Below are 24328 nucleotides of genomic sequence, written 5' to 3'. Positions count from 1 at the left end.
GAGCCGAAACCAAGTTTGATTTTCGCTCAATTTGGCTTCTTTTTACGGTAATGTCATATTTGAGTATTTTTTTATTGAAAAAAATAACAGCGTTTACCTGTTCTGCTCGTAACTTGTGAAGGAATCAGGTAAAATAGAGTAAAGGAGGAGGATATATGCTAAAAAATTTAAAAGAAGTTGTTATCGCCATTTTACCAATGACGCTTTTAATTGTTATTTTAACTTTTATTTTCGCACCGCTTGACTCAGATGAAATGATTTCTTTTTTGTTTGGGGCAGGGATTATGATGATTGGCATGACACTATTTTTATTTGGCGCCGATTATTCGATGATGGAAGTCGGGCGATTAGTGGGAAAATATATGATCAAAAAGAAAAGTCTCACAATCCTCATTGCTTTAGGATTTATGATTGGAATTGTAATCACGATCGCAGAACCTTCCGTTCAAGTGTTGGGACAACAAGTCAATCAGATTTCTGAAGGAAAGATTGGCCGAGTTTTGTTAATTGGAATTGTAAGCGTTGGCACAGGTGTCTTTTTAGCGTTTGCTCTGTTACGGGTTGTCTTCAAATTATCTTATTATCAATTGATGGCGATTGGTTATGTTGGTGTATTAGTCGCTTCATTTTTTACAAGTAATGAATTTATGCCGATTGCTTTTGATTCTGGAGGCGTTACGACTGGACCGATTACTGTTCCTTTTATTCTAGCATTAGCTGGCGGACTGACTAGTATGATTCGTCAAGAAACGAGTGCCAATGATAGCTTTGGGATGGTTGGGATTGCATCTTTAGGTCCAATTCTGGCAGTAATGATTTTAGGGGTGATTTTTCAATGAAGATAGTCCAAGAATTATTCTCGGGGATAGAAATCATTTCCTATGAGGTATTAATCGCCATATCGCCGATCATACTATTATTCTTAGTCATGAACTTCCTGAGCTTTCAGATGAGTAAAGAACGTTTCTGGGCTATTATCAAGGGCTTTTTGATCACTACTGTCGGATTGATCTTATTCCTGCATGGTGTCGATCTGGCTTACGTTCCTGTTGGACAACATCTAGGTAGTGTACTTGCTAGTTTAGAACATAATCAGCTTTTGATACCTTTAGGGTTCTTGATGGGGTTTTTAGTTGGTTTCGCAGAACCAGCGATCCATGTCATGGTTAAACAAGTGGAAGAATTGAGTGAGGGAAGAATCAAAGCAAAAATCATGTTAGCAGTCATCTCTATTGGGATTGGCTTAGCAGTTGGGTTATCTATGTGGCGTTTATTAGTTGGTTTTTCTCTCTACTATTTTTTGATTCCAGGATATGGCTTAGCTTTCATTTTAGGACGCAAGGTTGATAAAATTTTTCTTGCTATGGCATTTGATAACGGAGGGGTAGCGACTGGTCCCATGTGTTCCACGTTCATTTTATCGATGTGTGTGGCAATCGCCACGCAAATTGAAGGAAGAGATCCGATTATTGATGGATTTGGAGTAGTGGCTATGATTGCATTGACGCCCATATTATCGACATTGGTTCTAGGCTATATCTACAAAAGGAAAGATGAAAAAGATAAACAAGCCAAACACAAATTACAACAGTTGGAGGGAAAAAAATGAAAGATCCTGTAGCGTTGAATCTGAATATGATCGTCACGATTGTTGATGGGGGAATGGGGTACGAAGTGATTAAGTTTTCAAAAACCGCCGGAGCAGCTGGAGGTACGATACTCCATGGGCGTGGATCAGGGATTCATGATTCTAGTAATTTTTTAGGTCTGGAAATCTCCCCTGAAAAAGATATTGTGTTAACCCTCGTACCCGATAGTTTAACCAATCAAGTCATGGAGACGATTGGTCAGGGAATCAACATTGATGTGCCAGGAAATGGTATCTGTTTTAGTATTGATGTCGATAAAGTCATTGGGATCACTAAAATCCACCAATATCGGGAAGTGATCGAGATGAAAGAATTGATGGAAAAAGAGGAGTGAATCTGCAATCGCTCAGGTGGTTTCATTGTTTTAAGGAGAATTTGATGAATTACTAAATTTTTATGAAACCCTCCTCTTTTACCAGACAACTTTTTAAAAATATGCTATGTTAAAAATGATAAAGGGGGAGAAAAATGAATTTTTTAGTGGTGCTAAAGGATCAAGTCATCAACCGTTCGACCTTTCTTTATGTTCAGTTAAACAAGGGGAAAACTTTGTTGCATTTTTCGCCAGAGTTTCATTTAGAAGGTCAAACACTAGGAGAAATCTATCAATCAGAAGGGTTAACTGCACTTTTGCTCTTTTTTAATAGAGAACTTGATTTACCTGTGAAAGATTATCTTGAGCTTTCATTGACAAGTTGGGATCAGGCAGTAACAGAGCTATTTCCAAATGGCTTGATAATCAAGGAGAACGGCCAGTTGATACAGTTAACGGTCAGTGAACTTCAAAGACAAATGCGTTATAAAATTGATGAGAAAGATTCGTTTTCAATTTTTCAACGGCAACAAAAAATCTTAAAAAGTTTTTTAAGTGAAATTGGTAAAAAACGCCATTTATTAAAGACAACTCAATTATTAAAAAAATATCCTGATTTAGTTCATACATCGATTCAATTAACACAATTCTTAACGCTGATTCGCCGATTTGTTCGCTTGAAGGAAGTGCCTTCTAGAAAGCTCACGTTACCGTTAGCGGATACATTTCGTGTCGTCCAAAGAGCGCAGGAAAAGAAAGTCATCGTGATTGACTTTATGAAGAATCGGAATGCACTTCATCAATTAACAATGGAAAAAGCGAATTAAAGCTTTTTCTTTTTGCTTTTTTTTGCCATAATAAGAGCAACAGGAGGAGTTACGATGGCACAAATTTGGTTAAGACGCTTGATTGAATACAAAAGAAAATACAACCAAGTGATGCAAGGACGTTATGCAACATTTGATTCGTTGAACCAAGTATTGTTGATTCTGGCACTATTCTTTCGTCTGTTTCAATTTTTACTTCCTTTTTCAATCGGTTATTTCTTATTTTGGGGATTACTCGGTCTAATCGTATTTCGATTGTTATCGAAGAAAATCTATGTAAGAATAAATGAAAATCGGAAATTCATCGAAAAATCGAATCAAATAAAATTATGGTTTTCTCAGTTGAGAAAGCCAAAAAATTCAAAGAAAGTGATGGAGTACACGTTTTTTTCTTGTCCTACTTGTCACCAAAAGCAAAGAGCGCCACGAGGTAAAGGACGAATTCGAGTGACTTGTCAAAAATGCGGTACCCAATTTGAAACGAAAGTCTAGGTGAAGAGGATGAAGTTAGTCTTATTACGACATGGTGAAAGTGAAGCCAATTTTCAAAATTATTGGACTGGCTGGTTAGATGTTGCGCTAACTGAAAAGGGGATGCAACAAGCAACGGAAGCTGGACGAAAAATGAATGAGCAAGGATTGGTTTTTGATATCGTTTATACATCTGTACTAAAAAGAGCAATCAAAACGTCACAGTTAGCTTTAGAAGAAATGAATCAATTGTATCTTCCCGTCCAAAAAACTTGGCGGTTAAATGAACGACATTATGGGGCATTAGTTGGTAAAAATAAAACGGAGATGAAAAAAGAATATGGCGAAGAACAAGTCAAAAAATGGCGTCGTGGCTATCGAGAAGTTCCGCCACTCGTATCAGAAAACCATTTTGATCGACGCTATGATTCTTTAGATCCACGTTTGCTCTCCCATGGTGAAAGCTTAGAGATGACAGTTGAGCGCGTGGTTCCTTTATGGCAAGATGAACTTGCACCACACTTATTAGGTGGTAAAAATGTCTTAGTGGTTGGACATGGGAATAGCTTACGTGCGTTAACGAAATACTTAGAAGATGTACCAGAAAATCAGTTGGATACGATTGATATCCCGAATGCGCAACCGATTCAATACACTTTAAATAAAGAGTTAGAAATCCTCGGAAAAGAATTGTTATAAGAGGGACATGTTTTGTGGGAATATGAATAGATTTAAAGGAAAGAAGTTACGATGATAAAAAATTATGTTTGGGATTTTGATGGAACATTATTTGATACTTATCCAGCCATGGTCGATGGAGCGCTTCAAGCAATGGCTGCGTTAGGTATCTTAGCGGATCAAGAAACGATTTATCCGATTATGAAGAAATTTTCCACCCGTCAACTAATCAAAGAATACCAATTACCAGAAGAACAATTTACACCTTTGTTTCATCGTTATGAAGCAGCGAGTCAGAAAATTTCCAAGCCTTTTGCAGGTACCCAAGAAGTGTTACGATTATTGAAAAGCCAAGGTGCAAAGCATTTTATTTTGACCCATCGACTCTCAACCTCGACATGGGGATTACTTGAGCAGTTTGATCTAGCTGATTTGATTGAAGAAGTCATCGGGATTGATCGGAATTTTCCTCGTAAGCCAGCGCCCGACTCATTAAATGATTTGATCCAAAGACATCAATTGAAAAAGTCGGAAACGATCATGATTGGTGATCGTCGTTTAGATATAGAAGCTGGTAAGAACGCAGGAGTCTTGACTTGTTTGTATGATATTGATCATTTTTTACAAGATATTCCTGCCGATTATGTTGTAGATGATCTCTTAAAAATCCTTGATATCAAGGAGAAAGCAATAAAATAGTATCCTCTTTCAAAGTGAGGTATGTTATAATTTGAATAAGGAGTGATCAAATGGAAATCAAAAGACAAAAAGAAGTAGTAGAGGCATTTCACTATGATTTTAAAAGGCCTGATCAAGAAGTTGAAACAGATTTAAAAGTAGGATTTTCTCCTCTGAAAGAGACGATTGAGAACTATCCGAAAGAACACAGTATCGTAGGGGCACGTTTAGAATTTCGCTTAGTCTTTGATACATATGTTTTATCAGGAAGCGTGAGTCAAATTAACCATATCCTTAATCGAAAGATTGAAGGACAAAATGATGTCACACAAGAAGAAGTGGATGAGCTAGTTGCGCCATTATTTGACATCGTCAAACGAATGGCCTATGAAATAACTGAGATTGCATTGGATCAACCAGGCGTGAAACTAAATTTTCAATCTGAAAAAGAAGAAAACGAAGCATAAAACGTGCTTAAAACCAGTAGTGATAGTCAAAGGCTATCACTACTGGTTTTTTTCTATTACTAATTGTAAGCAAAACGAATGTATTTTTTACATAAATAGTCTAGAATGAACGAGTCGCTGAAAAAAATATTTTCAGGAAAATGATTGAAGAATCATTTTCGGGAACCTTTACTTCCTTAGATGGACTTGTCATTAAAAATTAGAGGAGGAGTAAAATGACAACACTCATCACAGTTTTAGTGGTTCTAGTTTTTGCGGTATTATTATATGTTTTTTATCGCATGCAAAAGCGCCATGCAAAATTTTCAACAAGGGTTTATACAGCTCTAGCTATCGGAATCGTATTTGGTGGCTTATTACAATTGATTTTTGGAGTAGATAACCAAGTCATCAGTCAATCAATGGAATGGATCAATATCGTAGGTGAAGGCTATGTCGGCTTCTTACAAATGCTGATTATGCCATTAGTATTCGTCTCGATCGTTGGCGCATTTACAAAAATGAAAGTTTCTGAAAAATTAGGTAAAATCAGTGCAACAGTATTAACCTCACTGCTTGCAACAACAGCAATTGCTGCATTGATTGGAATCGGTACAACCATATTATTTGGTCTTCAAGGAGCGAAGTTTACCGAGGGCGCAGCAGAAACAGCTCGAATCTCGGAATTAGCCACTCGCCAAGAGAGTATCCAAGGATTAACGATTCCGCAACAAATATTATCATTCATCCCTAAAAATGTCTTTGCTGATCTAGCTGGTACACGTGCAACAAGTACGATCGGTGTTGTGATTTTTGCTGCATTTGTCGGGATTGCTTATCTAGGAGTCAAAAGAAAAGCACCGAAAGAAGCAGAATTTTTTGCCAATTTGATTGATAGTTTATATAAAATCGTTATGCGTATCGTTACCTTAGTTTTACGTTTGACTCCATATGGCGTCTTTGCGTTGATGACGAATGTGATGGCTACTAGTGATTTTGTTGCCATTATCAATTTAGGAAAATTCGTACTTGCTTCATATGTTGCTTTACTAGCAGTCTTGATTGTTCATTCATTGATCTTGCTTTCAGTGAAAGTCAATCCGTTTGATTACTTTAAAAAAGCTTTTCCAGTATTGAGCTTTGCTTTTACTTCACGTTCAAGTGCAGGGGCATTGCCATTGAATATCGAAACACAGACCAAAGCGTTAGGTGTGGATGAAGCAACAGCGAATTTTTCAGCCAGTTTTGGTTTATCAATTGGGCAAAACGGCTGTGCAGGTGTGTATCCAGCGATGCTAGCCACGATCGTTGCTCCAGCTGCTGGAATTGATGTTTTTAGTATTGGCTTTATCTTGATGTTAGTTGCAATCGTCACGATCAGCTCATTTGGTGTAGCCGGTGTTGGTGGTGGCGCAACGTTTGCTTCATTGATCGTCTTAGGGGCGATGAATTTGCCAGTTGCCATCGTTGGCTTAGTTATCTCAGTAGAACCATTGATTGATATGGCTCGAACAGCAACTAACGTCAGTGGCAGTATGGTTGCCGGGATTGTCACAAGTGCTAGAATTAAGGACTTGGATCGTGAAGCAATCAAAGATGATTCAAAAGTCATTGATGTCAATGCTTAGTTATAAGCCAAAAACAGATTTCGTCTTTGAGACGGGATCTGTTTTTTTATAAGCGATTGATACAGAGAATCTATTTTATTCCGAAAAGTGAAAACGAGATTCCATCCACTCCAAAAACTATGACAATAAGGGCAAGTATAAGAGTATAAAGATGGAGTGAAGATAGCTTTTCCGATCTCCGTATGCTAAAATAGTTAAGCTTATGACTTCTAAAAAGAAGAAATGTAGGAGGATTTACATGTTTACCAATGAAATGAAAATCATGTTATATGTTGATGATGTGAAAAAAAACGTTGATTTTTGGACTGCCGTTGGATTCAAAGAATTAGATCGTCAAGAAATGGATGGCACACTGGTTGTAGAAATCGCCCAATCAGAGAAGGCGACTACTTCACTTGTCTTATACGATCGGGAATTCATTGAACAACATTCCCCAGAAGTTGCTGGAAGTTCCCCATCCTTGATGTTTTATAGCGATGATATTTTTGATTTATATAAGAAAATGCAAGCACAAGGTACGGTATTAGGCGAATTAGTCCAGTTAGGTGAAGAATACGTATTTAATTTTGCCGATCCTGATGGTAATTATTTTGCAGTAACAGGGAAATAAAGAAATGATTTGAAGGTAGTCTTCAGACACTCATTCTACTAGTAGTTAAACAGGTCATGTTTAGCGACTAGTAGAGTGGGTGTTTTTCACTTGGTAGAACCTAGTTTATGTAAATGGTCATTCCATCGTTGAGGTCATCTTATTCCATCTTTTATATAGTAAAGTTTGCCTAAATTAAAAAACGATAATTATATTATGTTAACTGAAGAGTTTGAACATAAATACACAAGCATAAATATCGTCAAACGAACCTTACTTTTTTTATACTATTCTGGAGAGAAGAGAAGAGAAGGAAGGAAAGAAAACATGGATTACCAAGTATTACTTTATTACAACTACACAACCATTGAAGACCCAGAGCAATTTGCGAAGGAACATTTAGCCTTTTGTAAATCGTTGAATTTAAAAGGAAGAATCTTAGTTGCCAAAGAGGGTATCAACGGCACATTGTCTGGAACGATCGAAGAAACTGAAAAATATATGGCGATGATGCATCAAGATGAGCGTTTTGCTGATACATTTTTTAAAATTGATCCAAGTGAAGGCCACGCATTTAAGAAAATGTTTGTTCGTGCACGACCAGAACTTGTTTCTTTGAAATTAGAAGACGATATCGATCCTCACGAATTGACAGGAGATTATCTCTCACCAAAAGAATTCAAAGAGGCAATTTTAGATGAAGATACTGTTGTCATTGATGCCAGAAATGATTACGAGTATGATCTAGGACATTTTCGTGGGGCTGTTCGTCCTGATATTAGAAGCTTTAGGGAACTCCCTAAATGGATCCGTGATCATAAAGAAGAATTTATGGAAAAACGAGTGGTTACTTATTGTACTGGTGGGATTCGTTGCGAAAAATTTTCTGGTTGGTTAGTCCGTGAAGGCTTCAAAGATGTTGGTCAACTACACGGCGGGATCGCAACTTATGGAAAAGACCCTGAAGTTCAAGGAAAATTGTGGGATGGTAAGATGTATGTGTTTGATGAACGTATTGCAGTTGATATCAATCAAGTGGATAAACGAATCGTAGGCAAAGATTGGTTCGACGGTACGCCTTGCGAACGCTACATCAATTGTGGCAATCCTGAATGCAATCGTCAGATGTTGACTTCTGTTGAAAATGAAGAAAAACATTTAGGTTCTTGTTCGATCGAATGCGCAAAACATCCACAAAACCGCTACATCAAAGAGCATCAACTGTCTGAAAAAGAAGTAGAAGAAAAATTAGCTGCTTTTTTTAACTAGCATTTAGTGACAAGCTGAAAAATAAACATAGCAGGAGAAGCTGTTCTCCAATCACCTAGCTCTAGTTGAGCGCTGAGTGAATAAGGGAATTCCTTTGCTATCTTTATTTTTGGCTTGTCTTTTTTTCTTTTTATTGAGAAAATCAGTATAGGAAAGGGAAAAACCTTTTCGATAAGTGTTAATCTATGCGAAAGATACGTTATACTACAATGGAAAGGGAGAGTTTCATCATGAAAAAGTGGGTGTATGCGATTGGCGATGTTCATGGAAAATACGATCTCTTTAAAAAATTGGTCAACGAATTTGATCCATTAAATCATCAATTAGTATTGATGGGGGATTTGAATGATAGAGGCCCTAATACGAAAGAGTGTTTTTTACTAGGTATGCAGCTAGTCAAAGAAAATAACGCGATTTATCTTCGAGGAAACCACGAAGAGTACTTTTTGCAGTTCCTCCAAAGTCCTGAAGACTGGTATGAGCCCTATTTACGGAATGGTGGCAAAGAAACATTTGACAGTCTTTTACACCCTGGGTCAACTGAAGAGTATTCGCCCACAGAGATTGCGTTGATGATTCGCTCACGATATGGCGAACTGATTGATTTTTTATGTGAGCGGCCGCTTTATTATGAATGGCATAATTATCTCTTTGTCCATGCAGGGGTTGACTTAACTAAAAAAGATTGGCATGATACAAACCCTCATGATTTCATCTGGATTCGCGAACCTTTCCATGAAGGTAAAAATAATACAGGAAAAACAATCGTTTTTGGTCATACCATTACCCCTATGCTACACGGAGATATGGAAACGACAGATTTATGGATTCACGATAAGAAAATCGGAATTGACGGTGGAGCAGTCTTTGGTGGATCGATGCATGGTGTGGTTTTTGATGAAACTGGTATCGTTCAAGACATTGAGTATCAAAACACTGAAGGACCGTGGCAAGGAAATTAATGGATCAGGATAACAGTACATGATTCCTTATAAAAGTATTGAGGAAACTCAAATTCCTCAACTATTATAGGGGATTTTTAGTGTGATTGATTTGTTTTGCTAAGAGCTGCTATAAGTACTGTTATCAAATATGATAAAATAAATAAGTATGTGAGAAAATCCACCATTTTTATTTAGAAACAGGGAATAATGAAAATGGCTTTAACTTAAAAAGGGAGTATATTGATGGCAGAGAATTTAAATCAAACAATTGTCCAGTTAGTTCAAAAAGAACTAACGATGTATCATTCAAAACAACTTACCACCGTATTGAATTTATTGAACGAAGGAAATACTGTCCCATTTATTGCACGTTACCGAAAAGAAATGACCGGTAGCTTAGATGAGGTACAAATTCGAGAAATTGAAGAGCGCTATGCTTATTTAGAAAACTTAGAGAAACGAAAACAAGAAGTGATTCGTTTAATCGATGAACAAGGTAAGCTAACGCCAGAATTGAAAAAAGACATTACTTTAGCAGTTAAAATGCAACAAGTAGAAGACTTGTATCGTCCTTATAAACAAAAACGCAGAACGAAAGCGACGATCGCAAAAGAAAAAGGATTAGAGCCTTTTGCCCAGTGGCTTCGTCAATTGCCCAATGAAGATGTCTATGCAGAAGCAAAAAAATACCTCAATGATGAAAAAGAAGTTCATACGGTCGAGGAAGTATTGCAAGGCGCTCACGAAATCATTGCTGAAGAAGTCAGTGATAATGCAACTTACAGAACGTGGGTACGCTCCTATACCTACAATAAAGGTTCTTATGTCAGTGTCGTTAAAAAGAAGGAGTTAGATGAAAAAGCGGTATATGAAATGTATTATGATTATGCCGAACCCATTCATAAAATCGTCTCTCATCGCATTTTAGCGACGAATCGTGGTGAAAAAGAAGGTATTTTGAAAGTCGGACTCCAAGTGGAAGAGGAACCTATTTTGTCTTATTTGGAGCGGCAATTGATCAATAACCCAGCTTCTCCCGCAACTATGTTTGTTAGGAATGCTTATCAAGATAGTTACAAACGGTTTATTCAACCTGCGATTGAGCGGGAAGTGCGCAATGAATTAACTGAAAAAGCTGATGAGCAAGCAATTGCGATCTTTGGAGAAAACCTCCGTAATCTCTTGTTACAACCTCCTTTAAAAGGAAAAGTCGTTTTAGGATTCGATCCAGCCTATCGTACAGGATGTAAGTTAGCTGTAGTAGATGCGACAGGTAAAGTTTTGGCAATTGAAGTCATCTATCCGCATAAACCTGCTTCTCAAGCGAAACGTGAAGCTGCAGGACCTGCTTTTGTTCAATTGATCAACCAATACCAAGTAGATATGGTCGCAATAGGGAATGGTACTGCTAGCCGTGAATCAGAACAATTTGTTGCTGAACAATTAAAATCAGCTGATCATAAAGCGTACTATGCGATCGTGAATGAGGCGGGAGCTTCTGTTTATTCTGCAAGTGATATTGCCCGCAAAGAATTTCCTGACCTCCAAGTGGAAGAGCGAAGTGCAGTGTCGATCGCTCGACGTTTGCAAGATCCATTAGCTGAATTAGTGAAGATTGACCCTAAAGCTGTAGGAGTTGGACAATACCAACATGATGTTTCTCAAAAACGTTTAGCGGAACAATTAGATTTTGTAGTAGAAACTGTGGTCAATCAAGTGGGTGTGGATGTTAATACTGCAAGCCCTCAATTATTGCAACACATCTCTGGTTTGAATAAAACAACTGCTCAAAATATTGTGACTTATCGAGAAGAAAATGGTGCGTTTGAGACGCGAGCGCAATTGAAAAAAGTTCCTCGCTTAGGACCAAAGGCTTATGAGCAAGCGATCGGGTTTATCCGTGTACCAGGTGGGAAAAACATTCTTGATAATACAGGCATTCACCCAGAAAGCTATCCAATAGCAAAAGAAATTCTAAAAAGCAACGGGTTATCAGAGAAAGCATTAGGTAAAAAAGAAGCAATCGAAACCCTATCTCAACTTTCTTCCACTCATTTATCCAAAACATTATCTGTAGGAGAAGAAACGTTAGCTGATATTCTTGAAGGGTTAACCCGACCTGGTAGAGATATGCGGGATGAAATGCCAGCCCCACTCTTGCGTTCAGATGTTTTAAGTATGGAAGATTTGAAACCAGGGATGGAGTTGAAAGGGACTGTACGGAATGTAATCGACTTTGGTGCGTTTGTTGATATCGGTGTAAAGCAAGACGGATTAGTTCATCTTTCTAAATTAAGTAAAAAATTTGTTAAACATCCTACTGATGTCGTTTCTGTAGGCGATGTTGTAACAGTTTGGATTGAAGCTGTTGATGTCAATAAAGGAAGAATCAGTTTAACGATGCTTTCCCCTTATGAGGCGAAATAAAGTGACAGAAATCGAATTGCAGCAACTCGTTGAAAAAATCTCGCTAGATAGTTTTTCATTGCCCTTTAAGCATCAAGCAAAATTCAATTCTCGTTTGCGATCTACAGGGGGACGTTATCACTTAAACGACCATCATTTAGATTTTAATTGGAAGATGTTTCAAGAAGTGGATGAAGCGACAAAAGTTGCAATCATTAAACATGAATTATGTCATTATCATTTGCATTTAGCTAATAAAGGTTATCGTCATCGAGATGCTGATTTTAAGGTTTTACTAAAAAAAACGGGTGGTTTAAGATACGCTCCTGCTCTTTCTGCTAAGAAAACGACTAAAATTGAATGGTATCAGTGTGCTAGTTGTACAACCGATATTTACCGCAAACGAAAAATCGATACCAAACGCTATGTTTGCGGGAAATGTCGAGGGCATTTGATTTGGAAGGAAACACTGGATAAAGTGCCAAATGAACAGCTTTCCAGTAAGTAAAAAATCTTAAAAAGGAGAAAAAAGCTCATGACGAATCAAGGGGAACAATTGAAAGATTGGAATTGTTTGCTATCCTTTTTGGCTGATGCAAGTGATCAAAGAACAAATGATTCGGCACCAATAGTGATTCTAGCAGGTAATGGCTTACCGATTCTTGCTGATAAGGCAGCTGAACTGTATTTGCAAGGACAAGTGCAGCAAATTTTTCTAGTCGGAGGAATCGGACATGCTACTAAGGTGCTTCGCCAAAATTTTGCAAAGCAAGGGGTTTTATTTGAGGATGGACTCAGTGAAAGTGAGATGTGTTTTCGTTACTTAACAGAAAAATACCACATTCCAACTGAAAGATTCATTTTAGAAACAACCTCGACGAACTCTGGGGAAAATGCACAACATGCCTTGACGATCCTTCAAAAAAAGGGCGCTTTACCTGAACGGATTTTTCTTATGAATGATCCAACATTACAGCGACGTACCAGAGCAACTTTTGAGAAGGTCTGGAAAGGCACAGGAGTAGAATGGTGTAACTATGTCCCATTTGTTCCCCAATTAATTGAACTAGCGGAAGAGTTACATTTTTCTCAGCCAGAGTTGAACGATCAATGGTCGAAAGATTATTTCTATGCGTTAGTTTTAGGAGAAATGGTTCGTTTGAAGGATGATGAACAGGGCTATGGACCAAATGGGAAAAATTATATGAATCATGTGGACATCCCACAAAAAGTTTGGTCAGCCTATCAACGGATCCGTTCTTCTGTTTCAGGAACTTTCTTGCGTTCATGAGAAAATCATCCCTAGTAGACCAAACGAGAGCGTTAGCCAGTTTTTAAATTTGAACGATTTTTCAAGTAAGTAACCTCTTCAAATATATTTGGTTGAAATTTTTTTAGGTTTATATGATAATGAGGAACGTGTTGTAATAGAAAACAAAATAATGGATGATATTTAAGAGAAGAGGATTCAAATGGAAAATCAAAATAAATTATACCATTTTGTTGGTATTAAAGGATCAGGAATGAGCTCATTGGCACTTGTCTTACACGAGCAAGGGTTACCAGTACAAGGATCAGATATCGAAAAATATTTCTTTACACAAAGGGATTTAGAAAAAGAAAATATCAAAATTTTGCCTTTTGATGCAGAGAATGTTCAACCTGGAATGACGATCATTGCTGGTAATGCTTTCCCAGATACGCATGAGGAGATTCAAAGAGCGAAAGAGTTGGGATTAGAAGTTGTTCGTTATCATGACTTTATCGGCGACTTTATCCAAAACTACACGAGTATTGCAGTGACTGGTTCACATGGTAAAACGAGTACGACAGGATTACTTTCACATATGTTGACTGGCATTCGTCCAACAAGTTATTTAATTGGTGATGGCACAGGACATGGCGATCCTCAAGCAGAATTTTTTGCATTTGAAGCTTGTGAATATCGTCGCCATTTCTTAGCATATTCGCCTGATTATGTTATCATGACAAATATTGATTTTGATCATCCAGATTATTATACAAGTATTGATGATGTGTTTACCGCATTTCAATCAATGGCAAATCAAGTGAAAAAAGCGATCTTTGCCTATGGAGACGATGCTTACTTAAGAAAATTAGAAGCAGATGTTCCGATCTATTATTATGGTGTTTCTGAAGATGATGATATCCAAGCTCGGAATATCGAACGCACAACGACGGGGTCAGCTTTCGATGTGTACCACAAAGATGAATTTGTGGGACATTTCACTGTTCCTGCTTTTGGCAAACATAATATATTAAATGCATTAGGCGTGATCGCAGTTGCTTATTTTGAAAAACTAGACCAAGAAGAAGTAGCGAAAGAATTGTTAACATTCCCAGGTGTAAAACGTCGCTTTAGCGAAAAAATCGTAGCTGATATGACAGTTGTAGATGATTATGCTCATCATCCAGCTGAAATCAAAGCAACAATCGATGGGGCTCGACAAAAGTACCCTGATAAAGAAATCATTGCAGTTTTCCAACCTCATACATTTACCCGCACAATTGCTTTGATGGATGAGTTTGCAGAAGCACTAGATCTTGCAGATAAAGTTTACCTATGTGATATATTTGGCTCTGCTCGTGAAGAACAGGGCGATGTCAAAATTGAAGATCTTGGCAATAAAATCAAAAAAGGTGGTCAAGTGATCAAAGAAGACAATGTTTCTCCTTTACTTGATTTCCACGATGCTGTCATTATCTTTATGGGTGCAGGGGACGTTCAAAAATTTGAACAAGCGTATGAAAAATTATTAAGTAGTACGACAAAGAATGTATTGTAATCTATTTTTTAAGTAGTCGATTGTAAAGCAGTCTCTATCTGTTAAAGAATGAAACTTAACAGGTAGAGATTTTTTGATTTTTCTGGTTTTCAAAAGAGGAATCAACATCGCTGTCTTCTTTCAGTTTCGTTAATATTTTCTTGTTTTAATCAGTGTAACTTGCCTTTTTGGACTGTTTTGATACAATAAGAAGTGATCAATATATAAACTGGAGGGTTACTAACTTGAACATAAGTAAACCACGTAAATTAGGAAAAACCATCAATGAACTGGAGGAAGGGGACTCGTTGTCTTTAACTGAATCGATTGAAGACAATCAGCTGTTATTGTATTTAGGACTAACAAATGATGCGAATCCACTATACATCCAACATGATTTTGCGAAACAAACGGAGTACCAACAACCGATTGTGCCTTCTGTCATGTTGATGGGCATCATCACCAGTGCAATTTCAAAACATTTGCCAGGTCCTGGGTCTCATGTAGTCAATTTTTCTGTCAATTTTATTGAGCCAGTTTTCCATTATCAAACATTGACTTTTCAGTTTGATATTATCAAAGTAGACAAAATGAAAAATGTCGTGACAATCTCTGTCGAAGCAAACAATAGCGAAGAAAATCGGGTATTGGATGCAGTAGTGATGGTTCAGCCACCGGTCGAACCAGAATTAGAGATTACTCTTGAAAGTGAAGGTGAAACATATGAATAATCAAGGTACTATTTCAACAGGACTGAATCGCTTCTATGCTAAGGTCTATGGTTATCTAGGAGGAGGTCTAGCATTAAGTGCGATTATCTCTTATCTCGCATTACAAGTATATCCTCAACAAGTTTTCTCGTTCATCAATAATTTCCCATTAGGCTTTATGGGTCTCTGGATCGTAGAGTTGATTTTAGTAGTTGTATTGGGCGTTAAAGCAGCTAAAAACCCAAGTTTAGCTATTGGTGGTTTTATTGCGTATTCGCTCTTGAATGGACTGACGTTAGCTGTCACATTAGCGATGTATGATATCGGTAGCATTACCAGAGCGTTTATTACAGCAACTGGAATGTTTTTAGGGATGTCCGTTGTAGGCTTGGTTACTAAAAAAGATTTGACAGGTGTCAGCCGTGCCGGAATGGCCGCATTGATCGGTGTCATTATTGCCATGGTCTTAAATGTCTTTATTTTACGAAGCAGCGCAGTAGAGTTGTTTATTTCTCTTCTTTTAGTCGTGATCTTCGCAGGAATTACCGCATATGACAACCAAAAGATCCGGTCAATCTATATAGAATCAAATGGGACAGCACACAGTGGAATTGCCGTTTTCTTGGCATTGCAACTATACCTTGATTTTATCAACTTGTTCTTAGCATTCTTAAGAATTTTCGGACGTAACAATTAAGCGATTGAATGGATCGTTCAGTTGAACAATAATTATGAGAGTGAAAAGCATTGAGTCTTTTCACTCTTTTTTGTTCAGTAAAGTGGTTAATTTGCGTTTTTCTTTTCGCTTTCCTCAGTATTCTTTGTTAGAATAAATAAGAACTTTACAGTAAGGAGTTAGGCAGATGACAAAAAATAAATTATTACTTGTAGATGGAAATAGTGTTGCTTTTCGCGCATTTTTTGCTTTACACAATTCATTAGAACGGTTTAAAAATAGAAATGGGTTGCATACAAATGCGATCTATGCTTTTAACACGATGTTTGAAAATGTGATGCAAAAAGAGCAACCTACTCATGTATTAGTTGCATTCGATGCAGGAAAGACGACGTTTAGAACCGAGATGTATGCAGAATACAAAGGTGGCCGTTCAAAAACTCCTGGAGAATTTAAAGAACAGATGCCTTACATTCGTGAATTACTCACAGGACTAGGTGTCCAATACTATGAATTACCTAATTATGAAGCGGATGACATCATTGGGACATTAGCCGAAAAAGTCAATAAAGAAGAATTTGATGTCGTTGTTTTATCTGGTGATCGAGATCTGACTCAATTAGCTAGTAATGAAATCAAAGTAGACATTACGGTGAAAGGTGTGAGTGATATCGAAAGTTACACACCTGAACATGTGGCTGAAAAATATGATGGGTTGACGCCAAATCAAATCATTGATATGAAAGGTTTGGCAGGAGACGCTTCAGACAATATTCCTGGTGTGACGAAAATCGGCGAAAAAACAGCAATCAAATTGTTAAAACAATATGGATCCGTTGAAGGGATCTATGAGCATATTGATGAAATGAAACAAAGCAAAATGAAAGAAAATTTGATCAATGATAAAGAACAAGCTTTCTTATCCAAACAATTAGCGACGATCAATACAGATGCGCCAGTTGAAGTCTCGATTGATTCATTGAAATATGAAGGGAAAAACTTAGAGAAATTGGTGCCATTTTATAAAGAAATGGAATTTAAACAATTCCTGGCAAAGCTGGACCTTGTTGAGGAAGAAGTAGAACTTGAAGATATCCTATTTGAAGTAGTCCATGAATACCATGAGGACATGTTCACGACTGACATGGCTTTATATGTGGAGATGATGGGAGACAATTACCATACAGAAGATATCGTGGGTGTAGCTTGGGGGACGAAACAAAAAATTTATGTTACGAATGATCTAGCGTTATTTGAGAACGAAGCTTTTTGTGCTTGGCTAGCTGATCCAACACGGTTGAAAAAAGTCTATGATGCTAAACGGACTTATGTGGCTTTAAATCGTTATGCTACGAAAACAAAAGGGATCGATTTTGATGTCTTGCTTGGTGCCTACTTGCTTGATACAAATGAGAAAAGTACGGATATTGAAGGAATCGCTGCCCATTATGGCTATCATGAAGTGCAGTCAGATGAAGCAATTTATGGAAAAGGGGCAAAAAAAGGATTACCGGAAGAGGAAGAAGTATTTTTTGCCCACCTTGCCAGAAAAGTATCTGCCATTAATGTTTTAACACCTAAGTTAAGTCAAGAATTAACAGAAAAAAACCAAATGGCCTTGTTCCGTGAGATGGAACTACCCCTTTCAATCATCTTAGCTGAAATGGAAATCACTGGTATCAAAGTTGATGCTTCTCGTTTACAAGAAATGAAAATCGAATTCTCCGATCGATTGAAAGAGATCGAGGAAACAATCTATCAAGAGGCTGGTGAATCCTTCAATTTAAACTCACCAAAACAATTAGGGGTCATTTTATTTGAAAAAATGGGGTTACCGGTGATCAAGAAAACGAAGACGGGCTATTCCACTGCGGTCGATGTTTTAGAACAATTAAGAGAACAAGCACCAATCGTGGATGACATCTTGACGTATCGCCAAATCGCCAAGATCCAGTCAACTTATGTAGAAGGTTTGTTAAAAGTCATTCAATCCGATGGGAAAGTCCATACCAGATATGTTCAAACATTGACTCAAACAGGGCGTTTAAGTTCAGTAGATCCTAATTTACAGAATATTCCTATTCGCTTAGATGAAGGGCGAAAGATTCGCCAAGCGTTTGTGCCTAGAGAAAAAGACTGGTTGATCTATTCATCTGACTATTCACAAATCGAATTGCGAGTCTTGGCTCATATCTCGAATGATGAACATTTAAAAGCAGCCTTTCTTGAAGGACAAGACATCCATGCAAGTACTGCTATGCGTGTTTTTGGGATTGAAAAAGCAGAAGATGTCACACCAAATATGCGTCGTCAAGCAAAAGCAGTCAATTTTGGGATCGTTTATGGCATTTCTGACTATGGTTTATCACAAAATCTTGGGATTACAAGAAAAGCAGCGCAACAGTACATTGATACGTATTTTGAGAAATATCCTGGAGTCAAAGAATATATGGAACGTATCGTTCGTGAAGCAAAGGAACAAGGATTTGTCGAAACCCTTTACCATCGCAGACGTTATTTACCAGATATCAATTCACGAAATTATAATATACGTTCTTTTGCTGAAAGAACAGCAATCAATACCCCAATCCAAGGAAGTGCCGCTGATATTCTTAAAATCGCGATGATCGAGTTGGATAAACGCTTAAAAGAAGAAAAACTATCAGCAACCATGTTGTTACAAGTACACGATGAATTGGTTTTTGAAGTGCCAGAAACAGAATTAGAACGATTAGACAAATTAGTAAGTGAAGTCATGGAACATGCCGTGTCCTTACACGTACCATTGATTACAGATAGTAGTTGGGGGAAAACGTGGTATGAAGCGAAATAGCTGATTGCCACTATTGAACCGATCTGCTCAATAAATAGATAAAAAAGCAAATAAGTCGAAGGTGAAAACATGCCAGAATTACCAGAAGTAGAAACTGTACGAAAAGGCTTGTCTCGTTTAGTCGTTGGAAAGAAAATCCAAAAAATCCAAGTCTTATGGCCAAGAATAATTGAACAACCAGAAACAGCAATCTTTGAAGCTTCGTTAGTTGGCGAAGAGATTCTGTCTATTGATCGAAGAGGCAAGTTTTTAATTTTTCGTTTGAGTCATTATGAATTGATCTCGCATTTACGTATGGAAGGAAAATACCAATTTGTTGAAAAAAATGAACCGATCGATAAACACACGCATGTCATTTTTTTCTTTGAAGATGGTAGCCAACTCCGATACCATGATGTACGTAAATTTGGACGAATGACATTAGTTGAAAAAGGAACGAGTGATGCCTACAAAGGCATCATGAAATTAGGTCCAGAACCGTTGCCAGATACATTTTTATTAGACGGCTTTCGTTTAGGCTTACAAAAATCTCATAAAGCGATTAAACCATTATTATTAGATCAAAAGTTAGTAACAGGTTTAGGGAATATCTATGTGGATGAAGCGCTTTGGGAAGCAAAGATCCATCCAGAACAGCCAGCGGATACATTGAAGCCCAAAGAAGCAGAGTTGTTACGAAAAGCAATTATTGACGTGTTGTCTCGGGCAATTGAGGCTGGCGGAACGACGATCAGGAGTTATCTCAATGCGTTAGGCGAGTCGGGTAACTTTCAAGTAGCTTTACATGTCTATGGTCAGACTGGTCAACCATGTGTTCGTTGTCATACACCGATCGTCAAAACAAAAGTAGCGCAAAGGGGGACTCACTATTGTCCAAATTGCCAAAGACTAAAAATCAGCAAGTAGGCTATGTCTTAGGCTTAACTGGTGGGATTGCTACTGGGAAAAGCACTGCAGCAGCTGTTTTTAGCCGTCACCAAATCCCGATGATCGATGGAGATATCATCGCCCGTGAAGTCGTCCAACCTCAGACTCCTGGATTGGCGGCAATCGTTCAAGAATTTGGGGAAGAAATCCTTCAAGAAGATGGCTCGCTTGATCGAGTAGCTTTAGCTAAGATTATTTTCGATTCGACAGAACAAAGACAAAAACTTGATCGCTTATTAGACCCCTTTATCCGTCAAGCGATTACGGAACAGATTAAGCAACAAAAAGCAAATTATCCTTTAGTTGTCGTTGATATCCCTTTATTATTTGAAGGTCATTATGAACAGGAAATGGATGCTGTAGCAGTCGTTTACCTTCCAGAAGAAATTCAATTGCAACGTTTGATGAAAAGAAATCAATTGACACTAGACGAAGCAAAGAAAAGAATACAAAGCCAGATGCCGATTGAAGAAAAGAAAAAATTAGCAGATATCGTTTTTGACAATTCCGGTAGTAAGGATGAACTGACTTGTCAAATCGAACGTTGGCTCTCGGACTTCAACAATCGATTTCTTTGAGTATATTTAGATAGTTTGCTATGCTGAATATAAAGAAAAGAGGGGGATTGGTATGGGGACTTTTAAAAATCAAAAAGATAAAGTAGTCGGTTCTGCAAAAGAAAAACTAGGAGAGATCTTGAATAAAGATGAACTGGTAGATGAAGGACGGGCACAATCAGAAGCTGCAAAAGAAAATGATGAACGCTACAAAGCCAGAGTCGATGAATTAGAAGACCAACAAGCAGAAAAAGAAGCCAAGGAGCAAGATCTGACACAAGAACGAAAAAAAGATGATCCAACACACAAAAAAACACCTTTACCAGAATCCGATCATATTCCTGAACAACAAAAAATCGATGAACAACGAATGAAACATTATACAGGGATTGAAGAAAAACTTTAATGGGTATAACTTAGACTGTTGAAACAGAGAGTGAGACAAGTTTTGTCTCACTCTCTGTTTTTTTTGAAGTATGCACCTGAAAGAAGTTTTTAAGAAGCACTGTTTTACATGCAGTTTTCTCGAAAGTCAAGCCTAATTGTTTTGCTTTGGAACAATTTCGATCAATCGATTGAAAAAAAGGTTCTTCTAACGAGGTTTTTTATACAGGAGAGTCGCCTGTAAGAATTGTTTCATGTTATAATACAACTAGTTACATGTGTGAAACTTTTTTTATGAAAAGCAGGAGTGAATCATAAAAATATTGTTTCATACGTAATTATTTACGTAACTATTATCGAGTGAAAATTTATCCTTTGAATGTTCGTTGAATCAATACTATATAAATTGATTCAATATATTAAATGAATGTATATCAGAAAAATTTCAGATTAAGAGGTGAAAATAATGAGATGTCCTAGATGTCAACATAACAATTCCCGAGTGATTGATAGTCGACAAGCGGATGATGGTCGAGCAATTCGTCGAAGACGAGAGTGCGAAAACTGTTCTTTTCGTTTTACAACATTTGAAAGAATTGAAGCAGCACCTTTATTAGTGATCAAAAAAAATGGGGAACGGGAAGAATTTAATCGTGACAAGATTTTAAGAGGATTAATCCGTTCAGCAGAAAAAAGACCAGTTGCGATGGAACAAATGGAACAAATCGTAACCCATGTTGAAAATCGGGTGCGAAGTCTTGGTGAAAATGAAGTATCGACGACGTTGATCGGAGAATACGTGATGGAAGATCTGGTCAATTTAGATGAGATTGCTTATATCCGTTTTGCCAGTGTTTATCGTCAATTTAAAGATATGTCGGTGTTTTTAAAAGAATTACAAGACATCGTTGATAAAGCAAAAGAAAATAATAAAGAGAATCACAAAGAAAACAACGAATAAATCAGAAATAAAATCAAGTCATAAAAGGAGGCCAAATTCCTTGGATAACGCATGGAAAGAGCTTCAACCTAAAAATATCTACCAAGGAAGAAAAAGCTATCCGCTAAGAGAAGAAGGGAAATCCTCATTACTTTATCTCTACCAGCCATTAATCGGCAGTGAAGCTTTGAGTTTGTATTTTACCTTACTATCAGAAATTCCTTTACAAAAAGGCGTTGGACCGGAAGGATTACATGCTGATCTGTTAAGTAGCTTGAATTGTGGTATTCCTCAGCTTTATGAAGCACGAAAAAAACTAGAAGGGATCGGACTTTTAGAAGTTTTTTTCAAAGAAGACCCTAGCTTAGGGGGATGTTTTATTTATGAGTTACTTGAGCCAATTGAACCGTTAGCATTTTTTAAAGATACATTATTGTCTTTTCTGCTATTAGAAAAAGTCGGTCAACGGCGTTCCGATCAGTTGATCCAACTATTTCAGCCGGAACATTTTTCGACGAATGATTATCAAAAGATCACGAAGAAATTTTTAGAAGTATATCGCTTTAATGAAAAAACATATGCTGCAGATCAAGAGAAACTCGAGGGAAACCAACAGTCATTTACAACCAAATCAACTGATCTGGGGAAGTCCATGGAACAATCCACTCTTGATTGGCGCTTTTTGACAGATTGGTTGGCAAAAAAACATATCATGAATCTAGATGAATCATTGAAGGAACAGTTAACAATGTATCATTTACTTTATGGCGTGGATGAGTTGACATTAGGAGAATGGGTCGTACAAGCGTATGATTTTTCTGAGCAGACAGTATCTGTCAAAGAGCTTCAACGCATCGTATTGGTGAACCAACAGACGAAGCGAACAAATACATTGGCTAATCAAAATGAAGAAGCAACCTCTGCCAATCAGAATGAGACACCTAAGGAAGCAACTGCTCTGACAAATGCGACACTACAGTTAGTGAACGAAGCCAAAAGCATTCCGCCAATGAAATATTTAGAGGCACTGAAACAAGCAAAAGGCGGCTATGTGTCAAAACAAGAAACTTGGCTTTTACAGGATTTAGTTTCACAATCGGGATTGTCGAATAGTTTGATCAATATCCTGATCAATTATGTCTTAGTAATCAAAGATCGTCCTAGCTTAACCGCAAGCTTTGTCAACACGATCGCTAACGAATGGGCACAAAAAAAGATCATGACCCCAGAAGAAGCCATTGAACATATTCGGAAAACCAATAGCAAAGTCAAACAAAATACTAAAAATACGAACCAGAATTATTCAACTAATCGTCGAAACGTTCGTCGTGAGAAATTACCGGATTGGGTCAACCAGCCTAAAGAAGAGAAAAAAATCAGTAGTGAGAAAAAAGCGGAGATCGAACGACGATTCAAAGAATATTTTGCCAAGAAGGAGGGAGATAGCTAATGGAAGATGTAGGAAAAGAATTAAAGCGGATCATCAGCCAGCGAAATTATCAACAAAAATTTGCTGAAATGATCGAAGAAGTCCTCAACGATCCAGATGTGCAAGCCTTTTTGGCGGATCACAAAGATGAATTAACACAAGCAGATATCGAAAAAAGTTATGCAAAACTATATGAATTTGTCCAAGAAAAACGAAAATACCAAAAAAATGACCCTACGATGATCGCTCCTGGCTATGAGCCCAAGCTAACCTTGAATTTTCATTATGTCGATGTGACTTATGTTCCAACAGAAGCCTTATTGGCGAAGAAAAGACAAGAAGAAATCAGGAACCGGATCAAAGCTGTCGATATGCCAAAAGATATCCAAGATGCTTCTTTCAATAATTTTGAGCGTACCGATGGACGGAGCTATGCGAGCTTTGAAGCATTAGACTTTGTGGAAAATTATAGTGCAAGTCCCAAAGACTATCACAAAGGACTCTATTTAGTTGGCAGCTTTGGAATAGGAAAGACCTATCTTTTAGGAGCGACTGCCAGAGAACTAGCCATTAAAGGCTTTACAACTACACTTGTCCATTTTCCAACTTTTGCTGTTGAAATGAAACAAGCGATTGGAAAAGATCAAGTCGCAGAAAAACTAGATGCAGTCAAACGTTCACCGATCTTAATGATGGATGACATTGGCGCTGATGCCATGAGTAGTTGGATCAGAGATGAAGTCTTTGGTGTGATTTTGCAATATCGAATGCAAGAGCAACTGCCAACCTTTTTCTCTTCCAATTTTACAATGAATGAATTGGAGCAACATCTTGCTGTGACACAGCGTGGAGATGAAGAACCATTGAAAGCCAAACGAATCATGGAACGGATTCGTTATTTGACAAAAGAAATTGAAATGACTGGACGCAATCGGAGAAATGGCTAGCGAAAAGAGAAAGCATAGAAGTCATAATTGTAGCCTTAGTAGGCTTAGAAGATGTGATCGAGAAAGCTTTTTGCTGAATTAGTTATTGCCATATTTCCTGCCTATTGCTTTGATGGGTAGGAAAATAAGCAATGCAAACAATTAATTGAGAGAAGTCTGCAAATAATTCTCTTTTCAATGACTCTCGATGTTCACTTAGTTATTCAAGAAACTCATAATTTGAGATGAAAGTGTATCTGAA

25 protein-coding genes are annotated in these 24328 nt (G+C 37.5%); all 25 read left to right on the top strand.

Annotated elements, in window-relative coordinates; translation table 11 throughout:
- Positions 1 to 155 precede the first annotated feature (155 nt).
- The 25 genes from IGK91_RS07205 to dnaI all read left to right on the top strand — a co-directional run bounded on the left by IGK91_RS07205 (position 156) and on the right by dnaI (position 24087).
- A complete protein-coding gene (locus tag IGK91_RS07205) occupies positions 156 to 839 on the top strand; it encodes a DUF1538 domain-containing protein (protein WP_010737694.1) in 684 nt (227 codons plus the stop codon).
- A complete protein-coding gene (locus tag IGK91_RS07200; RefSeq protein WP_010719018.1) occupies positions 836 to 1609 on the top strand; it encodes a DUF1538 domain-containing protein in 774 nt (257 codons plus the stop codon). The genes IGK91_RS07205 and IGK91_RS07200 overlap by 4 nt, the downstream gene beginning before the upstream one ends.
- Positions 1606 to 1983: a P-II family nitrogen regulator gene (locus IGK91_RS07195; protein WP_010719019.1), complete on the top strand. Its 378-nt coding sequence runs from the start codon at positions 1606 to 1608 to the stop codon at positions 1981 to 1983. Before IGK91_RS07200 ends, IGK91_RS07195 begins: the two co-directional genes overlap by 4 nt.
- Positions 1984 to 2117: 134 nt before the next feature.
- Entirely contained in the window at positions 2118 to 2789 is a 672-nt protein-coding gene (locus IGK91_RS07190; RefSeq protein WP_010737691.1) for a hypothetical protein, read from the top strand.
- Positions 2790 to 2843: 54 nt separating this feature from the next.
- Entirely contained in the window at positions 2844 to 3281 is a 438-nt protein-coding gene (locus tag IGK91_RS07185; protein WP_081123285.1) for a hypothetical protein, read from the top strand.
- Positions 3282 to 3290: 9 nt separating this feature from the next.
- On the top strand, positions 3291 to 3959 hold the full coding sequence (locus tag IGK91_RS07180; protein ID WP_010737689.1) for a 2,3-bisphosphoglycerate-dependent phosphoglycerate mutase: 669 nt from the start codon (positions 3291 to 3293) through the stop codon (positions 3957 to 3959).
- A 54-nt stretch (positions 3960 to 4013) separates the two neighbouring features.
- Positions 4014 to 4637: an HAD-IA family hydrolase gene (locus IGK91_RS07175; RefSeq protein ID WP_025480503.1), complete on the top strand. Its 624-nt coding sequence runs from the start codon at positions 4014 to 4016 to the stop codon at positions 4635 to 4637.
- Between the two features lie 50 nt (positions 4638 to 4687).
- On the top strand, positions 4688 to 5083 hold the full coding sequence (locus tag IGK91_RS07170) for a DUF1149 family protein (RefSeq protein WP_010719024.1): 396 nt from the start codon (positions 4688 to 4690) through the stop codon (positions 5081 to 5083).
- Positions 5084 to 5298: 215 nt separating this feature from the next.
- On the top strand, positions 5299 to 6690 hold the full coding sequence (locus tag IGK91_RS07165) for an L-cystine transporter (protein ID WP_010719025.1): 1392 nt from the start codon (positions 5299 to 5301) through the stop codon (positions 6688 to 6690).
- Positions 6691 to 6928: 238 nt separating this feature from the next.
- Entirely contained in the window at positions 6929 to 7300 is a 372-nt protein-coding gene (locus IGK91_RS07160) for a VOC family protein (protein WP_010719026.1), read from the top strand.
- Positions 7301 to 7606: 306 nt separating this feature from the next.
- Positions 7607 to 8548, top strand: a complete 942-nt coding sequence (locus tag IGK91_RS07155) for a rhodanese-related sulfurtransferase (RefSeq protein ID WP_081123284.1) — start codon at positions 7607 to 7609, stop codon at positions 8546 to 8548.
- A gap of 230 nt (positions 8549 to 8778) precedes the next feature.
- Positions 8779 to 9510 (top strand): metallophosphoesterase family protein, encoded by a 732-nt coding sequence (locus IGK91_RS07150; RefSeq protein ID WP_010719028.1) that lies wholly within the window; start codon positions 8779 to 8781, stop codon positions 9508 to 9510.
- A 225-nt stretch (positions 9511 to 9735) separates the two neighbouring features.
- Positions 9736 to 11919 carry a Tex family protein gene (locus tag IGK91_RS07145; protein WP_010737685.1) on the top strand — a complete coding sequence of 728 codons (2184 nt, stop codon included), beginning with the start codon at positions 9736 to 9738 and terminating at the stop codon, positions 11917 to 11919.
- 1 nt (position 11920) lies between these two features.
- The gene (locus IGK91_RS07140) at positions 11921 to 12406 is read left to right on the top strand and encodes a SprT family protein (protein WP_010737684.1); all 486 of its coding nucleotides are present in this window, start codon (positions 11921 to 11923) and stop codon (positions 12404 to 12406) included.
- Positions 12407 to 12433: 27 nt separating this feature from the next.
- On the top strand, positions 12434 to 13189 hold the full coding sequence (locus IGK91_RS07135; RefSeq protein ID WP_010737683.1) for a YdcF family protein: 756 nt from the start codon (positions 12434 to 12436) through the stop codon (positions 13187 to 13189).
- A 181-nt stretch (positions 13190 to 13370) separates the two neighbouring features.
- Positions 13371 to 14705 carry a UDP-N-acetylmuramate--L-alanine ligase gene (gene murC / locus IGK91_RS07130; RefSeq protein ID WP_181934310.1) on the top strand — a complete coding sequence of 445 codons (1335 nt, stop codon included), beginning with the start codon at positions 13371 to 13373 and terminating at the stop codon, positions 14703 to 14705.
- A gap of 224 nt (positions 14706 to 14929) precedes the next feature.
- A complete protein-coding gene (locus tag IGK91_RS07125) occupies positions 14930 to 15415 on the top strand; it encodes a MaoC/PaaZ C-terminal domain-containing protein (protein WP_010737681.1) in 486 nt (161 codons plus the stop codon).
- Positions 15408 to 16091, top strand: a complete 684-nt coding sequence (locus tag IGK91_RS07120; RefSeq protein WP_081123282.1) for a Bax inhibitor-1/YccA family protein — start codon at positions 15408 to 15410, stop codon at positions 16089 to 16091. The genes IGK91_RS07125 and IGK91_RS07120 overlap by 8 nt, the downstream gene beginning before the upstream one ends.
- Positions 16092 to 16257: 166 nt before the next feature.
- Positions 16258 to 18903 carry a DNA polymerase I gene (gene polA, locus IGK91_RS07115; protein WP_010737679.1) on the top strand — a complete coding sequence of 882 codons (2646 nt, stop codon included), beginning with the start codon at positions 16258 to 16260 and terminating at the stop codon, positions 18901 to 18903.
- A gap of 69 nt (positions 18904 to 18972) precedes the next feature.
- Positions 18973 to 19809, top strand: a complete 837-nt coding sequence (gene mutM / locus IGK91_RS07110; RefSeq protein ID WP_010737678.1) for a DNA-formamidopyrimidine glycosylase — start codon at positions 18973 to 18975, stop codon at positions 19807 to 19809.
- Positions 19773 to 20408 carry a dephospho-CoA kinase gene (coaE, locus tag IGK91_RS07105; RefSeq protein WP_010719037.1) on the top strand — a complete coding sequence of 212 codons (636 nt, stop codon included), beginning with the start codon at positions 19773 to 19775 and terminating at the stop codon, positions 20406 to 20408. Before mutM ends, coaE begins: the two co-directional genes overlap by 37 nt.
- A gap of 52 nt (positions 20409 to 20460) precedes the next feature.
- Positions 20461 to 20793 carry a hypothetical protein gene (locus IGK91_RS07100; protein WP_010737677.1) on the top strand — a complete coding sequence of 111 codons (333 nt, stop codon included), beginning with the start codon at positions 20461 to 20463 and terminating at the stop codon, positions 20791 to 20793.
- Positions 20794 to 21237: 444 nt separating this feature from the next.
- On the top strand, positions 21238 to 21732 hold the full coding sequence (gene nrdR, locus IGK91_RS07095; RefSeq protein WP_081123280.1) for a transcriptional regulator NrdR: 495 nt from the start codon (positions 21238 to 21240) through the stop codon (positions 21730 to 21732).
- Positions 21733 to 21772: 40 nt separating this feature from the next.
- Complete coding sequence (locus IGK91_RS07090) at positions 21773 to 23161, top strand: replication initiation and membrane attachment family protein (RefSeq protein WP_430605269.1); 1389 nt, start codon at positions 21773 to 21775, stop codon at positions 23159 to 23161.
- Positions 23161 to 24087, top strand: coding sequence for a primosomal protein DnaI (gene dnaI / locus IGK91_RS07085; protein WP_010737675.1), 927 nt, complete (start codon positions 23161 to 23163; stop codon positions 24085 to 24087). The genes IGK91_RS07090 and dnaI overlap by 1 nt, the downstream gene beginning before the upstream one ends.
- Positions 24088 to 24328 lie beyond the last annotated feature (241 nt).

Origin of the sequence: Enterococcus sp. DIV1208 (assembly GCF_050530455.1) — a bacterium.
Lineage (GTDB): Bacteria > Bacillota > Bacilli > Lactobacillales > Enterococcaceae > Enterococcus_B > Enterococcus_B hirae.
This window is presented reverse-complemented; position numbering and strand designations above follow the sequence as displayed.

Excerpts from the sequence above, each read along its gene's own strand:
- IGK91_RS07160 (WP_010719026.1), top strand. The coding sequence starts at position 6,929 with ATGTTTACCAATGAAATGAAAATCATGTTATATGTTGATGATGTGAAA.
- IGK91_RS07200 (WP_010719018.1), top strand. The coding sequence starts at position 836 with ATGAAGATAGTCCAAGAATTATTCTCGGGGATAGAAATCATTTCCTAT.
- IGK91_RS07170 (WP_010719024.1), top strand. The coding sequence starts at position 4,688 with ATGGAAATCAAAAGACAAAAAGAAGTAGTAGAGGCATTTCACTATGAT.
- IGK91_RS07180 (WP_010737689.1), top strand. The coding sequence starts at position 3,291 with ATGAAGTTAGTCTTATTACGACATGGTGAAAGTGAAGCCAATTTTCAA.
- IGK91_RS07100 (WP_010737677.1), top strand. The coding sequence starts at position 20,461 with ATGGGGACTTTTAAAAATCAAAAAGATAAAGTAGTCGGTTCTGCAAAA.
- mutM (WP_010737678.1), top strand. The coding sequence starts at position 18,973 with ATGCCAGAATTACCAGAAGTAGAAACTGTACGAAAAGGCTTGTCTCGT.
- IGK91_RS07165 (WP_010719025.1), top strand. The coding sequence starts at position 5,299 with ATGACAACACTCATCACAGTTTTAGTGGTTCTAGTTTTTGCGGTATTA.
- IGK91_RS07145 (WP_010737685.1), top strand. The coding sequence starts at position 9,736 with ATGGCAGAGAATTTAAATCAAACAATTGTCCAGTTAGTTCAAAAAGAA.
- polA (WP_010737679.1), top strand. The coding sequence starts at position 16,258 with ATGACAAAAAATAAATTATTACTTGTAGATGGAAATAGTGTTGCTTTT.
- dnaI (WP_010737675.1), top strand. The coding sequence starts at position 23,161 with ATGGAAGATGTAGGAAAAGAATTAAAGCGGATCATCAGCCAGCGAAAT.
- IGK91_RS07155 (WP_081123284.1), top strand. The coding sequence starts at position 7,607 with ATGGATTACCAAGTATTACTTTATTACAACTACACAACCATTGAAGAC.
- IGK91_RS07185 (WP_081123285.1), top strand. The coding sequence starts at position 2,844 with ATGGCACAAATTTGGTTAAGACGCTTGATTGAATACAAAAGAAAATAC.
- IGK91_RS07120 (WP_081123282.1), top strand. The coding sequence starts at position 15,408 with ATGAATAATCAAGGTACTATTTCAACAGGACTGAATCGCTTCTATGCT.
- IGK91_RS07205 (WP_010737694.1), top strand. The coding sequence starts at position 156 with ATGCTAAAAAATTTAAAAGAAGTTGTTATCGCCATTTTACCAATGACG.
- nrdR (WP_081123280.1), top strand. The coding sequence starts at position 21,238 with ATGAGATGTCCTAGATGTCAACATAACAATTCCCGAGTGATTGATAGT.
- IGK91_RS07135 (WP_010737683.1), top strand. The coding sequence starts at position 12,434 with ATGACGAATCAAGGGGAACAATTGAAAGATTGGAATTGTTTGCTATCC.
- murC (WP_181934310.1), top strand. The coding sequence starts at position 13,371 with ATGGAAAATCAAAATAAATTATACCATTTTGTTGGTATTAAAGGATCA.
- IGK91_RS07195 (WP_010719019.1), top strand. The coding sequence starts at position 1,606 with ATGAAAGATCCTGTAGCGTTGAATCTGAATATGATCGTCACGATTGTT.
- IGK91_RS07190 (WP_010737691.1), top strand. The coding sequence starts at position 2,118 with ATGAATTTTTTAGTGGTGCTAAAGGATCAAGTCATCAACCGTTCGACC.
- IGK91_RS07150 (WP_010719028.1), top strand. The coding sequence starts at position 8,779 with ATGAAAAAGTGGGTGTATGCGATTGGCGATGTTCATGGAAAATACGAT.